The 13,981-nt window shown below is 73.5% G+C and carries 11 protein-coding genes; 5 read left to right on the forward strand and 6 right to left on the reverse strand.

The window, feature by feature from the left end:
* Positions 1-6 precede the first annotated feature (6 nt).
* The 3 genes from EV562_RS33930 to EV562_RS33940 all read left to right on the forward strand — a co-directional run bounded on the left by EV562_RS33930 (position 7) and on the right by EV562_RS33940 (position 3,445).
* Positions 7-1,080, forward strand: coding sequence for a trypsin-like peptidase domain-containing protein (locus EV562_RS33930; RefSeq protein WP_208298481.1), 1,074 nt, complete (start codon positions 7-9; stop codon positions 1,078-1,080).
* 92 nt (positions 1,081-1,172) lie between these two features.
* The gene (locus tag EV562_RS33935; RefSeq protein WP_133890706.1) at positions 1,173-1,913 is read left to right on the forward strand and encodes a response regulator transcription factor; all 741 of its coding nucleotides are present in this window, start codon (positions 1,173-1,175) and stop codon (positions 1,911-1,913) included.
* The gene (locus EV562_RS33940; protein WP_133890707.1) at positions 1,910-3,445 is read left to right on the forward strand and encodes a HAMP domain-containing sensor histidine kinase; all 1,536 of its coding nucleotides are present in this window, start codon (positions 1,910-1,912) and stop codon (positions 3,443-3,445) included. Before EV562_RS33935 ends, EV562_RS33940 begins: the two co-directional genes overlap by 4 nt.
* Here the strand turns inward: EV562_RS33940 and EV562_RS33945 are convergent.
* Positions 3,429-5,261, reverse strand: coding sequence for a bifunctional metallophosphatase/5'-nucleotidase (locus EV562_RS33945; RefSeq protein ID WP_133890708.1), 1,833 nt, complete (start codon positions 5,259-5,261; stop codon positions 3,429-3,431). The genes EV562_RS33940 and EV562_RS33945 overlap by 17 nt on opposite strands.
* A 196-nt stretch (positions 5,262-5,457) precedes the next feature.
* Here EV562_RS33945 and mshD point away from each other — a divergent pair, with 196 nt between their 5' ends.
* Entirely contained in the window at positions 5,458-6,387 is a 930-nt protein-coding gene (gene mshD, locus EV562_RS33950; RefSeq protein ID WP_133890709.1) for a mycothiol synthase, read from the forward strand.
* A gap of 300 nt (positions 6,388-6,687) precedes the next feature.
* Here mshD and EV562_RS33955 read toward each other — a convergent pair whose 3' ends face one another.
* The 5 genes from EV562_RS33955 to EV562_RS33975 are packed head-to-tail and all read right to left on the reverse strand — an operon-like array spanning position 6,688 to position 11,194.
* Positions 6,688-7,344 carry an ABC transporter gene (locus tag EV562_RS33955; protein WP_166662131.1) on the reverse strand — a complete coding sequence of 219 codons (657 nt, stop codon included), beginning with the start codon at positions 7,342-7,344 and terminating at the stop codon, positions 6,688-6,690.
* Positions 7,332-8,828: an ABC transporter permease gene (locus EV562_RS33960; protein WP_243860314.1), complete on the reverse strand. Its 1,497-nt coding sequence runs from the start codon at positions 8,826-8,828 to the stop codon at positions 7,332-7,334. Before EV562_RS33960 ends, EV562_RS33955 begins: the two co-directional genes overlap by 13 nt.
* 23 nt (positions 8,829-8,851) lie before the next feature.
* Complete coding sequence (locus tag EV562_RS33965; RefSeq protein ID WP_133890711.1) at positions 8,852-9,730, reverse strand: ABC transporter ATP-binding protein; 879 nt, start codon at positions 9,728-9,730, stop codon at positions 8,852-8,854.
* Between the two features lie 55 nt (positions 9,731-9,785).
* Positions 9,786-10,655: a zf-HC2 domain-containing protein gene (locus tag EV562_RS33970; protein ID WP_133890712.1), complete on the reverse strand. Its 870-nt coding sequence runs from the start codon at positions 10,653-10,655 to the stop codon at positions 9,786-9,788.
* The gene (locus EV562_RS33975) at positions 10,652-11,194 is read right to left on the reverse strand and encodes an RNA polymerase sigma factor (RefSeq protein WP_133890713.1); all 543 of its coding nucleotides are present in this window, start codon (positions 11,192-11,194) and stop codon (positions 10,652-10,654) included. Before EV562_RS33975 ends, EV562_RS33970 begins: the two co-directional genes overlap by 4 nt.
* A 411-nt stretch (positions 11,195-11,605) precedes the next feature.
* Here EV562_RS33975 and EV562_RS33980 point away from each other — a divergent pair, with 411 nt between their 5' ends.
* A complete protein-coding gene (locus EV562_RS33980; RefSeq protein ID WP_166662132.1) occupies positions 11,606-13,864 on the forward strand; it encodes an RNA degradosome polyphosphate kinase in 2,259 nt (752 codons plus the stop codon).
* The last annotated feature ends 117 nt before the right edge of the window (positions 13,865-13,981 follow it).

The following is a 13,981-nucleotide window of genomic DNA, read 5'->3' on the forward strand; positions in this document are numbered from 1 at the left end:
ATGAACATGACCGAGAGCCTCCGCCACAACGGCGAGTACGAGCACGCGAACCCGTACCAGGGAACCCCCCAGCACGCCTCCTCTCCCGTCAGCCCGGAATGGCCGCCCCCGCCGGCCCAGCCGCCCGCGGCCCCCACGCAGCCCCCCACCGGCATGCGGCCGGAGCAGCCCGGGCCGGGCGGGCCGTTCGAGCCGCCGCACGGGAAGCGCTCCGCCCGGCGGCGGCGTCCCGCCGCCCTGCTCGTGGCCGTGGCGATCGTCGCGGCGGCCGTCGGCGGCGGAACGGCGTTCGGCATCCAGGAGCTGACCGGCAGCGACACCGTCGCCTCCAGCTCCACCAGCACCAACGTGGTGCCCTCCAGCCAGAAGGGCACGGTCTCCGGGGTCGCCAAGGCGGTCAGCCCGAGCATCGTCGAGATCAGCGCCACCTCGAACGCCGGCTCCTCCACCGGTTCCGGCGTGATCATCACCGGTGACGGCGAGATCATCACCAACAACCACGTCGTGTCCGGCGCCTCGTCCGTCAAGGTGACGACGAACGACGGCAAGCAGTACACCGCCGAGGTCGTCGGCACCGACAGCAAGAAGGACCTCGCGCTGATCAAGCTGAACAACGCCTCCGGCCTCAAGACCGCCACCCTCGGCGACTCCGACGGCGTCGGGGTCGGTGACCAGGTCGTCGCCATCGGCTCCCCCGAGGGTCTGACCGGCACCGTGACCAGCGGTATCGTCTCCGCGCTCGACCGCGACGTCACCGTCTCGACGGACGAGGGCCGGCAGCAGCAACAGCAGCGGCAGGGCGGACAGTGGCCGTTCGAGTTCGGCGGTCAGGAGTTCAACGGCGACACCGGCTCGTCCACGACGACGTACAAGGCGATCCAGACCGACGCCTCCCTCAACCCGGGCAACTCCGGCGGTGCGCTGATCGACATGAACGGCAACATCATCGGCATCAACTCCGCGATGTACTCGGCGACCGAGTCCTCCGCGAGCGCGGGAAGCGTGGGCCTCGGCTTCGCCATCCCGGTCAACACGGTCAAGGCCGACCTGCCCGACCTGCGAGCCGGTGCGAGCGGCTGACGGGGTACGAAGACGTGCGACGCTGAAAGCGTCCGCCGGCAGACCCGCAGCCTGCCGCGCCCGATCCCTACCGCATCCGAGGACCCGAGCCCATGAGCCCCGCAGACGGCGACCGCGACCGTGAGACCCAGCGCATCCTGATCGTCGACGACGAGCCGGCGGTCCGCGAGGCCCTCCAGCGCAGCCTCGCCTTCGAGGGCTACGGCACCCAGGTCGCCGTCGACGGCGCCGACGCGCTGGAGAAGGCGGCCGCGTACCGGCCCGACCTGGTCGTCCTGGACATCCAGATGCCCCGCATGGACGGCCTGACCGCCGCCCGCCGCATCCGGGGCGCGGGCGACACGACCCCGATCCTGATGCTGACGGCCCGCGACACGGTCGGCGACCGGGTGACCGGCCTGGACGCCGGGGCGGACGACTACCTGGTCAAGCCGTTCGAGCTGGACGAGCTGTTCGCCCGTATCCGCGCGCTGTTGCGCCGCAGCTCCTACGCGGCGGCGGTGGAGGCGGCCGCCGAGGACGACGACACCCTCGGCTTCGCCGACCTGACCATGGACCTGGCGACGCGCGAGGTCACCCGGGCCGGGCGCCCGGTGGAACTGACCCGCACGGAGTTCACCCTCCTGGAGATGTTCATGGCGCACCCGCGCCAGGTCCTCACCCGGGAGCAGATCCTGAAGGCCGTCTGGGGCTTCGACTTCGAGCCGTCCTCGAACTCCCTCGACGTGTACGTCATGTACCTGCGCCGCAAGACCGAGGCGGGCGGCGAGCCGCGTCTCGTGCACACCGTCCGCGGCGTCGGCTACGTCCTGCGGCAGGGCGGCGCGGAGTGACGGGCCTCGCCCGCCGGGTCAGAGCCCTGCCCATCCGGGCGCGGCTGTCGCTGCTGGTGGCGGCGGCGGTGGCGTTCGCGGTGGCGGCGGTTTCGGTGACGTGCTGGTTCATCGTCCAGGGGAGGCTGTACGACCAGGTCGACAGCGACCTCAAGAAGGCCACGATGCTGAACGACCCGCAGCAGCGTGACCAGGCAAGGGAAGCGCTCAACAACTGCTCGCAGACTCCCCGGGAAGGCGTCAACGGGCTGCGGACGACCTACTCCCAGGTGGTCACGGCGAACGGGACGGTCTGCCTGTTCACCACCTCGGTGGGCGAGATCAAGGTGACCGAGGCCGACCACGAGGTGATCGGCAACGGGTCGCCCCGGGAGGGCAGCTACCGCAACGGCACGGCCGAGGACGGCACCGAGCTGCGCGTCCTGACGCTGCCGGTGACCATCACCAACCCGGTCACGCAGGAAACGGCGGGCGCCGCGCTCATCGCCGCCGTACCGCTCAAAGGCACGCAGTCCACGCTCAACGACCTGGCGCTGATCCTGCTCCTCGTCTCCGGCATCGGAGTGGTCGGCGCCGGCGCGGCGGGCCTGTGGGTGGCGCGCACCGGTCTGCGGCCCGTGGACGACCTGACCCGTGCCGTCGAGCACGTGGCCCGCACCGAGGACCTGGCCGTCCGCATCCCCGTGGAAAAGGACAGCGACGACGAGATCGCCCGTCTCTCCCGCTCCTTCAACAGCATGACCTCGTCCCTGGCCAGCTCCCGCGACCTCCAGCAGCAGCTCATCGCCGACGCCGGCCACGAACTGCGCACCCCTCTCACCTCGCTGCGCACCAACATCGAGCTGCTCACCCGCAGCGAGGAGACCGGCCGCCCGATCCCGGAGGCCGACCGCAAGGCCCTGCTCGCCTCGGTGAAGGCCCAGATGACGGAGCTAGCGGCGCTCATCGGCGACCTCCAGGAACTCTCCCGCCCCGACACCGGCCAGCAGGAGGGCCGCACCCGCATCCTCGCCTGGCACGACGTCGTCGAGTCCGCCCTGCGCCGCGCCCGCCTGCGCGGCCCCGAGCTGACGATCGAGGCGGACGTGAGCCCGTGGTACGTACGGGCGGAACCGGCCGCGCTGGAACGGGCGGTGGTGAACATCCTGGACAACGCGGTGAAGTTCAGCCCGGACGGCGGCACGATCGGCGTACGCCTCGCCGACGGCGTCCTCACCGTCCGCGACCACGGCCCCGGCATCCCCGCCGACGAACTCCCCCACGTCTTCGACCGCTTCTGGCGCTCCCCGAGCGCCCGCGCGCTGCCCGGCTCGGGGCTCGGCCTGTCCATCGTGGCGCGGACGGTGCAGCAGGCGGGCGGCACGGTGAGTCTGACTCCGGCCGGGCCGGGTCCGGCCGGGGAGGGCGGCGGCGGGACGGTGGCGACCGTGCGGCTGCCGGGGGCGCCGGTGCCCCCGCCGGAGACGGGTGCCGCCGACGGGGACCGGCCGGAGCCGGAGGGACCGCAGGGTCCGGCTACCGCACGACCGTGATCCGGTCCGCCGCCGGGGGCGCGATCGGGTCGGTGGCCGAGGAGTTGGCCGTCAGGTACTGCTCGAAGGCCGCCAGGTCGTCGTCGCCGACGCGCTCGTTCGTGCCCTGGCCGAGGGTCGTGAAGCCGTCGCCGCCGCCCGCGAGGAAGCTGTTGGACGCGACACGGTAGGTGGCCGACGGGTCGACGGGGGCGCCGTTCAGGCGGATGGAGTCCGTGACGACGCGGTCCGCGCCCGACTTGGTCAGGTCCAGGGTGTAGGTGAGGCCGGACGAGATCTGGAGGATCTTCGGAGCCGCCTCGTTCGGGCCGCTCACCTGCTCCTTGAGCACCTGGATCAGCTGCGCGCCCGTGTAGTCCTTGAGGTTCACCGTGTTGGCGAAGGGCTGGACGGTGAAGGCCTCGGCGTAGGTGACCACGCCGTCGCCCTCGGCGCCGGAGGCGGCGTAGGTCAGCGGGGCGCGGATGCCGCCCGGGTTCATCAGGGCCAGGTCGGTCTCCGGGTCCTGGGCCCTGCCGTACGCGAACTGGGCGTCGGCGATCAGGTCGCCCAGCGGGGACTCGGTGCCGTCGCGGTTGACGTCGGCCGAGACGTAGCCGATGGGGCGGTTGCCGATCGGCGCGGCCAGGGTGTTCCACCTGCCGATCAGCCGGGTCATGTCCGGGGCCTTGGGGACGTCCCGGGTCACCACGTGGTTCGCGGACTTCACCGACGTACGGGCGATGTCACCCGTGCGGCGGTCGTACGTCAGCGTCGTGTCCGTGTAGAGGCGGCCGAAGGACGAGGCCGAGGTGACCATGCGGGGGTTGCCCGCCGGGTCGGGGATCGTGCACACGTACGCGTTGTGGGTGTGGCCGGTGACCAGCGCGTCGACCTGCGGGGTGATGTTCTTGGCGATGTCGACGATCGGGCCGGAGACGCCGGCGCCGGCGCCCGGGGCGTCGCAGTCGTAGTTGTAGTCGGACGAGGCCGGGAAGCCGCCCTCGTGGATGAGCGCGACGATCGACTTCACGCCCTGGCGCTGCAGCTCCTTGGCGTACTTGTTGATCGTCTCGACCTCGTCCTGGAACTTCAGGCCCTTGACGCCCTCCGCCGAGACGATGTTCGGGGTGCCCTCCAGGGTCACGCCGATGAAGCCGACCTTGACGCCGCCGCGCTTCCAGACCCAGTAGGGCTTGAGGATCGGCTTCTTCGTCTTCTCGTCGAGGACGTTGGCCGCGAGGTAGGGGTAGTCGGCGCCCTTGAACCGCTGGTCCGTGTAGCAGCCCTCGGTGGGGTGGCAGCCGCCGTTCTGCAGGCGGGCCAGTTCCCCGGCGCCCTCGTCGAACTCGTGGTTGCCGACGCTCGTCACGTCCAGGTCGAGCTTGTTCAGCGCCTCGACGGTCGGCTCGTCGTGGAAGAGGCCGGAGAGGAGGGGGGACGCGCCGACCATGTCGCCGCCGGCGGCGGTGACGGAGTAGCGGTTGCCCTTGCGGGCCTCGCGCAGGTGGGTGGCCAGGTACTCGATGCCGCCCGCGTCGATCGTCTTCTTCGTGCCGTCGGGCTGGACCTCGGTGACGCGGCCCGAGGAGCCGGCGGGCGGCTCCAGGTTGCCGTGCAGGTCGTTGAAGGAGAGGAGCTGGACGTCCTGGTAGCGGCCCTGGCCGTGACCGTGTCCGTGGCCGCCGTGTCCGCGGTCGTGCCCGCCCGCGCTCGCCGAGGCCGGCAGCGCCGCCGCGGCGAGCGCCCCGGCGGTGACGACGGTGGCGGCGGCGACGAGGAGACGGCTCGTACGGCGTCTGCGACGCGGCTGGTGCGACTGTGCTGTGGCTGGCATGCGCCCCCCTGTGGGTGTGCGTGGCGCGAGCCGCTGAGGAGACGGCTCGTCGGCGCAGCAGCCTATGGTCAACGCGCGTAGCGCGACAGGGGCTTCCGGGTTACAGCCTGGTTTAACTTCGCCCTCGTCCGCCCGCCGCTCCCCGCTCCCGTCCGCTGCCGCCGCTTTGCCGCGCCCGCCCTTTACCCTCGTACGCATGACCAGCGACGACACCGTGCGGCCCGGCCGCCCCCGCTCGATCGAGACCCTCGCCGAACTCACCGCCGAGCAGACCGACGCCGTCCTCGCCCTGCTCACCGCGGCGGCCCGGAACGACGGGCAGCACGCCGTGTCCGAGCAGGGCAGGCTTCAGCTGCGCGGTCCCGCTCGGGAGGGCGTCGCGCACCTCCTGCTCACCGTCGGCGACGGTGAACTGGTCGGCTACGCCCAGCTGGAGGGCACCGACCCGGTGGAGCCGCCCGCCGCGGAGCTGGTGGTCCACCCCTCGCACCGGGGCCAGGGGCACGGGCGGGCCCTGGGCTCCGCGCTGCTCGCCGCCTCCGGCAAGCGGCTGCGCATCTGGGCGCACGGCGGGCACTCCGCCGCCCGGCACCTCGCCCAGGTGCTCGGCCTCTCCCTGTTCCGGGAACTGCGGCAGATGCGGCGCCCGTTGGCCGGCCTGGACCTGCCGGACCCGGTGCTGCCGGAGGGCGTGAGCGTCCGCACCTTCGTGCCCGGCCAGGACGACGCGGCCTGGCTCGCCGTGAACGCGGCCGCCTTCGCCCACCACCCCGAACAGGGCTCACTCACCCAGCGCGACCTCGACGACCGCACGTCCGAGCCGTGGTTCGACCCGGCGGGCTTCTTCCTCGCCGAGCGGGGCGGCGAACTGATCGGCTTCCACTGGACCAAGGTGCACGCCGAGGAGGGGCTCGGCGAGGTCTACGTCCTCGGCATCCGCCCCGACGTCCAGGGCGGCGGCCTGGGCAAGTCCCTGACCACGGTCGGCCTGCGGCACCTGGAGGGGCAGGGCCTGCCCACCGCGATGCTGTACGTCGACGCCGACAACAAGGCCGCCGTGTCCGTCTACGAGCGCCTCGGATTCGTCACCCACGAGACGGACCTGATGTACCGCACGGAGACGTGAGCCGCCGGGCCCGCTCCGGTCTTCCCTTCGGGGCTGCTCCGGGGCCGCTCCCGGACGGCTTCCGGTCTGCTCTGGGACTGATCCGGGGCCGCTCCCGGGCCGCACCCGGTGCGCTCTTGGACCGCTCCGGGCCTGCTCCCAGGCCGCTCCCGGGCCGCACCCGGGCCGCTTCAGGACTGCTCGGGCCTGCTCCCGGTCGGCTCCCGGACCGTTCCCGGTCTGCTCCGCGTCTGTTCCGGGTCTGCTCCGCGTCTGCTCCGGGTCTGCTCCCGGACCGCTCGGGATCCGCGTGCGGTCCCCTCAGCGGCCGCCGGCCCGACGGCCCAGCGGCTCCGGTCCGCACACCGCCCCCACCACCGCCACCGCCGCCGCCAGCACCGCCCATCTCTCGTGCGCGGCGGGCCAGCGCGGGTCGTCGGCCTGGGCGAACAGTGCCCAGCCCTCCGGGGCGAGCAGGGGCGCGAGGACTGCCATGACCAGCAAGGACGCCGCGACGAACGGCCCCGGACGCTCCTCGTCCGTCACCCGTACCGCCAGGGCGGCGGCGGCGAGGGCCAGGACGCCCACCGCCACGGCCTCCAGGGTGACCTCGCCGACCGGAGGGCGGGACGCCGAAGGGGCCAGGAGCAGTACGACCGCCCACCACAGGGCGGCGAACGGCGCGACCAGCGCCACCCGCAGCGCCTGCCGGACGAGCCTGGGGACCGGCACGGGCGTGGTGAGGTGGCGGGCCGGGTCGTCCAGCAGGAAGGCCAGGCCGAGTGCGCCGGTCAGGGCGGCGCACCGCAGCAGCAACAGCGTCTGCCAGGGGGCCGGTTCGGCTCCGACGGCGAGCGGGGTGCCGGCGATCAGCAGGCCGAGCGTCCCCGCCGCCGCCGACGCGCGCCACGGAAGCGTCCGCCACAGCGGCCCGACCAGGGCCACCGACACTCCCCGCACCGCCGTCAGTCCTCGCACGAGTCCGCCTTCTTCGGTGCGGCGACGCCCAGCAGCCCGGCGACGCGGGCGGTCGTGACGCCCGGCCTGGTCAGCTCGGCCCAGTGCTCCTTCACCCGCGCCCCGACACCGGCGGGCGGGTCTTCCAGCAGGTGCCGCACGACGTCCGTCTGACCCTCCGTCATGGTCAGCCCGTCGGTGGGCGACAGGACGAGCGCGGAGCCCGTCACGCTGTCGTCGAGGCGGACCCGGCGCAGGGCGTCCATCGGATCGTCCTGCCAGCTCAGGGAGAGCCACATGACGGTGACCATCCGCCCGTCGCAGATCTCGGTGCCCGCCGCCTCCGAGCCCGCGACGAGGACGGCGGCGACGGCACTGGAGAACTCGGGGACCCGGTTCCCGCCCCAGGCGGTGCCCACGGTCACCTGGTGGGCGCCGGTCAGCGCGGGGATCGCGGTGTCGGCCTCCGGCCCGTACCGGGCGTCGATCCGCTGCCGTACGAGGAGGGGCCGGTCGTGCGCGGTGCCGCCCGCCAGGGACTGGACGCCGTCCACCACCCCGGCCCAGGTGCCGGTGCGCGGCTCCCACTCGGGGAAGGCGCAGTACCTCGACCGGCCGTGCTCGACGCAGGTCAGCTCGGGGCGCACCGAAGCGCGCTCGCGCGCCGCGGTCAGCTCCGGAGAGGGTGACACGCCCTCGGCCTGGAGCACCCCGCCCGTCACCGCCGCCGCCAGGCTCAGGACGAGGCCCGCCCGGACGAACACACCGCGCCCACCGGCGACGGCCGTCGCGAGGAAGGCCACGCACAGGGCCGCGCCCGCCAGGTACAGGGCGTGCCAGGCGGCGGGCCGCCCCAGCAGGTCGGAGGGGAAGGTGTCCGGGCCGGACCCCGAGACGGCCGGCGCCAGCCAGGCCAGGCCGTCCCCGCCGACGGGCGCGGTGCCGAGCACGAGGGTGAGCAGCAGCACGACCACCAGCAGCGGCGCGGCGAACGCCGCCGACCGCACCAACTGGCCCATCAGCACCCCCAGGACACCGAACGCCAGCACCGTCAGCGGCCCCACCGCCAGCTCGGCGGGCGAACCATGACCGATCGCGCCGGGCTTGAGCGCCTCCCAGCCGAACTGACCGGCCACGCACACGGCGGTGAGCAGCGCGGCCGGCACCACGGACAGCGCGTGGGCGGCCGCCCGGCGCCAGGGCTGCAGGACCAGCACCGAGAAGTGCTGCTCGGTGCCGTGCCGCTCGGAACGGACCACAGCACGGTTGGCACACAGCAGGACGGCCAGGCCGACGAGCATCGGCATGGACTGGGTGGCGCGGTCGGCGTCCTGGAGGGCGGGGTAGCCGTCCCAGGAGTCCGGGGTACGCCAGACGATCCACGCCACGTACGCCACGAAGGCGATGACGACGGGGATGCTCAGCAGCAGTCTGCGGGCCTCGAACCGGGCCAGCGCGAGCACGGGACGCACCCCGCGCTCGAGCGTCGCCGCCTGTCCGGACACGGTGTCCTCCGCCAGTGCGGTGCTCACGCGGCCACCTCCGAGCCGGTCGCGCCCGCCGGGCCCGCGCCGTCGAGGACGAGCAGGTAGCCGTCCTCCAGAGTGGGTTCGGCGGGCTCGGCGCCGGCCGGCGGATCCCCCACGTTCCGGAAGGAGCCCGTCCCGGTGCGCCACCCGGCCTTGGCGCCCGGATCCTTCTCCGCGCTGCTCCACACCCGCCCGGCGGCCCGCGCGGTCAGCTCGGCCGGGGTCCCGTCGAACCGCACCGTCCCGGCCGCCATGACGATCACCCGGTGGCAGAGCATCGCCACGTCCTCGGTCTGGTGGGTGGACAGCAGCACGGTCCGTCCCTCCCCCGCCTCGGCGATCAGCTCCCTGAACCGCATCCGCTGCTCGGGGTCGAGGCCGACGGTCGGCTCGTCGAGCACCAGGAACCCGGGGTCGCCCACCAGCGCGGCGGCCAGCGCGACCCGCTGCCGCATGCCGCCGGACAGCTTCTTGACCCGGCGTCCGCGCACGTCGCCGAGGCCGGCCTCCTCCAGCACGCGCCGCACCTCGCGGTGCCGCTCCCGGCGGTCCGCGTGCTCCTTGAGGATCGCCACGTAGTCGACGAACTCGAAGGCCGTGAAGTCCGGATGGAAACCCGGCGTCTGCGGCAGGTAACCGAGCCGGCGCCGCACCTCCTGCCGGCCGCGCGAGGTCCCGGGATCGTGCCCGAGGACGGTGAAGGCGCCCCGGTCGGCGGGCACGGCGGTGGCGAGCACACGCAGCAGGGTGGTCTTCCCCGCGCCGTTGGGCCCGAGCAGCCCGGTGACGCCCGGGGTCAGCCGCAGCGACACGTCGTCGAGGGCGCGGGTGCGCCCGTAGTGGAGGCTGAGCCCGGACGCGGAAACTGTGGGGGTCATACGGCACTCCCGTGCGTGCAAGTGGAACGTGGAAGAGATCAGGAGGGTGGCGGGGTCACGCCATGCCGCGGGCGGAGACGTCGAACCGGTCCCGGAAGAGGAACAGCAGCCCGGCGCCCAGCACCGCCAGGAGCCCGGACACGCCCTGCCCGGCCGCGGTGAACGGCGCCAGCGGACCGTCCGTGGACGCGCGGGCCGCGTCCGCGGCCAGCAGGACGGCGGCCCAGGCGCCCACGAGCACGGAGGGCGCGGCCACCGGACCCAGCCGCGGCGTGAGCGCGAGCCCGCTCGTGGTGAGGGCCAGCCCCGGCAGCAGCCAGGCCAGGGCGCCCGGACCGAAACCGGGCAGCGCGAGGCTGGCCAGGCCGCCCACGCCGAGGGCCACGACGAGCACGGCGACCGTACGGATCATCAGCAGCCGGAAGCCGTGCATCGGCGAGACGACGGCCATCTCGTGGGTGGGGTCCAGGGCGGGCCCGTAGGCGAGCGCCACCGAGACCAGCGGCAGCAGCGGGGCGCAGACCAGGAACACCGTGGGCTTGCCGGCGGCACCGGCCGAGACGGCCACGAGGAAGGTCATGAACAGCACGGTGGCGAGCGCACCGAACCAGGACCGGCGCAGTATGGGCGTGGCCGCGAGCAGTCGCGCGGTGCCGTCGCCCGCGCCGCACCGCGTCAGGAGCCGCTCGAACCGGCCCGGCCGGGGCGCGTCCAGCTCGGCGTCGAGCCGGGCCCAGCCCGCGTCCAGTGCGGCGGCGTCGCTCACCTCGGCGAGGGTGCCCCGGCAGGCGGCGCAGGCGGTCAGGTGGGCGTCGGTGGACCAGAGCGCGGGCGCCGCCAGCTCGCCCCGGGCGTAGGCCCGCAGGTCGTCCTCGTCCACGTGCCAGGTGTTGCCGTCCTGGCGACGGCTGTCGTCGATCGTCATGCCAGCGCCTCCCGCAGCTGCCGGCGGGCCCGCATCGCCCGCGTCTTGACCGTGCCCGGCGGGATGCCGAGCAGGACGGCCGCCTCACGGGTGGTCAGCCCGTCGACGACGGTGGCCTGGAGCACCGCGCGCAGCTCCGGCGAGAGTCTGGTGAGCGCGCCGGCGAGGTCACCGTGTTCCACCCCGGCGAGGACGCGCTCCTCCGCCGAGACCTCGTCCCGGTGCCGCAGCCGCGCCAGCGTCTGCCTCAGCCGCCCGCGCGCACCGTCGCCGCGCAGCACGTCGATCAGCCGCCGCGAGCCGATCCGCCACAGCCAGCCGGCCACGTCGCCCTCCTCCCGGTACCGCGCGCTGCCGCGCCACACCGCGAGGAAGGTCTCCTGCACGACGTCGTCGACCATGGCGGCGTCGGCGCAGCGCCCGCGCATGCGGGCGGTCAGCCAGGGCGCGTACCGGCGGTACAGCTCCTCGAAGGCACGCCGGTCGGCATCCGCCGCGACGGCCCGCAGCAGCTCCCCGTCGCTTCTCGTTTCGCTCACATCTCCTCATCGCACGAGCCCGCCCGATCGGTTCACACGATCTCAGGGCCGGTGCGCGGACCGTACGCGGGCCGGGCGCGGACCGGGCGCGGGCCGGGCGCGGACCGGGCGCGGGCCGGGCGCGGCCCGGGCGAGGCGAGGTCGCGGCGGGCCTTGCAGGGCGCCGCCGACCTCGCCGTACGCACACTCCGAGAGGGAGGGGCCGACCCGCACACGTGGCCCCGCGGGCGCACGGCCGACCCGTGCGCGAGTTCCGGAGGGGCGCCGCTATCCCACACGTCATGTCCTCGTAACCATCGATTCAGACAGCCTTGCGAGGCTCGGCGAATGAAGCCGACCGAGCCACAGCCTTCCGGGCCCTTCGGGCCCTCTGACGCGCCTGACCGGCGCGTGGCGCGGAAGAATGGGTTCATGAGGCAGCCGAACAGCCAGGCAGAGGTCCAGCCCACGCAGCACACGCAGCACGCGCAGCCCTCCGTGGGCTCGATCGCGGCGCACCGCCCCGACACCGTGGCCGCCGCGGTCTCCGGCCTGGAGCCGGACATCGACGCCGACCTCGACGCGTACGAGGAGTCGGAGGAGTCCCAGGACGGCGGCGCCCGGCTCCCGCAGGGACGTTTCCTGGACCGCGAGCGCAGCTGGCTCGCGTTCAACGAACGGGTGCTCGAACTCGCCGAGGACCCGAACACGCCCCTCCTGGAGCGGGCCAACTTCCTCGCGATCTTCGCCAGCAACCTGGACGAGTTCTTCATGGTCCGCGTCGCCGGCCTCAAGCGCCGCATCGCGACCGGCGTCGCCACCCGCTCCGCCTCCGGCCTCCAGCCCCGCGAGGTGCTGGACATGATCTGGGCCCGCTCCCGTGAGCTGATGGCCCGGCACGCCGCCTGCTTCCACGAGGACGTCGCCCCGGCCCTGGCCGAGGAGGGCATCCACCTGGTCCGCTGGAGCGAGCTGGCGGAGAAGGAGCAGGCCCGCCTGTTCACCCTCTTCCGGCACCGCATCTTCCCGGTCCTCACCCCCCTCGCGGTCGACCCGGCCCACCCCTTTCCGTACATCTCGGGCCTCTCCCTCAACCTCGCGGTCGTCGTCCGCAACCCCGTCACGGGCCACCGCCACTTCGCCCGCGTCAAGGTCCCGCCGCTGCTCTCCCGCTTCCTGGAGGCCTCCCCGGGCCGCTACGTCCCCATCGAGGACGTGATCGCCGCCCACCTGGAGGAGCTGTTCCCGGGCATGGAGGTCCTGGAGCACCACGCCTTCCGCCTCACCCGCAACGAGGACCTGGAGGTGGAGGAGGACGACGCGGAGAACCTTCTCCAGGCCCTGGAGAAGGAGCTGATGCGGCGGCGCCTGGGTCCGCCCGTCCGCCTGGAGGTCGAGGAGTCCGTCGACCGCGAGGTCCTGGACCTCCTCGTGCGCGAGCTGAAGATCGGCGAGGCCGAGGTCTACCCGCTGCCCGGCCCGCTGGACCTCACCGGCCTCTTCCGCATCCACAGCCTGGACCGGCCCGAGCTGAAGTACCCGAAGTTCGTCGCCGGCACCCACCGTGACCTGGCCGAGGTCGAGTCCGCGTCGGCGCCGGACATCTTCGCCGCCCTGCGCACCAAGGACGTGCTGCTCCACCACCCGTACGACTCCTTCTCCACCTCCGTGCAGGCGTTCCTGGAGCAGGCCGCCACCGACCCGGACGTGCTCGCGATCAAGCAGACGCTGTACCGGACCTCCGGCGACTCGCCGATAGTCGACGCCCTCATCGAGGCGGCCGAGTCCGGCAAGCAGGTCCTCGTCCTGGTGGAGATCAAGGCCCGCTTCGACGAGTCCGCCAACATCAAGTGGGCCCGCAAGCTGGAGGAGGCCGGCTGCCACGTGGTCTACGGCCTGGTCGGCCTGAAGACCCACTGCAAGCTCTCGCTGGTCGTCCGGCAGGAGGGCGAGACGCTGCGCCGCTACAGCCACGTCGGCACCGGCAACTACCACCCGAAGACGGCCCGCCTCTACGAGGACCTGGGCCTGCTCACCTCGGACCCGCAGGTCGGCGCGGACCTCTCCGACCTGTTCAACCGCCTCTCCGGGTACTCCCGTCGCGAGACCTACCGCCGCCTGCTCGTGGCCCCCAAGTCACTGCGCGACGGCCTGGTCTCCCGCGTCCACAAGGAGATCCAGCACCACCGAGCCGGTCGGCCCGCCTATGTCCGCATCAAGGTCAACTCGATGGTCGACGAGGCCGTGATCGACGCCTGTTACCGGGCGTCCCAGGCCGGCGTGCCGGTCGACGTGTGGGTGCGCGGGATCTGCGCGCTGCGGCCGGGGGTGCCGGGCCTGTCGGAGAACATCCGGGTCCGCTCCGTCCTCGGACGCTTCCTCGAGCACTCGCGCGTCTTCGCCTTCGGCAACGGCGGTGAGCCCGAGGTGTGGCTCGGCAGCGCCGACATGATGCACCGCAACCTCGACCGCCGGATAGAGGCCCTGGTCCGGGTCGCCGACCCGGCCCACCGAGCGGCCCTTAACCGGCTGCTCGAGAACGGCATGTCCGATGTCACCGCCTCCTGGCACCTCGGCCCGGACGGCGAGTGGACCCGGCACGCGACGGACACGGACGGCCAGCCCCTGCGCAACGTCCAGGAGATGCTCATAGACGCCCGGAGGCGCCGGCGTGGCACAGCGACACCTTGACCCGACGGACCCCACGGCGACCGCCGGACCGCCCCGACCCGCGAACGCGAACGCGACCAGAAACCCGGTCCCCCACACCGGCAGCACGGGCCCGCGCACCGCCGCCGACGCGGCCAC

It is taken from the genome of Streptomyces sp. BK208, assembly GCF_004364245.1.
Classification (GTDB): Bacteria; Actinomycetota; Actinomycetes; order Streptomycetales; family Streptomycetaceae; genus Streptomyces.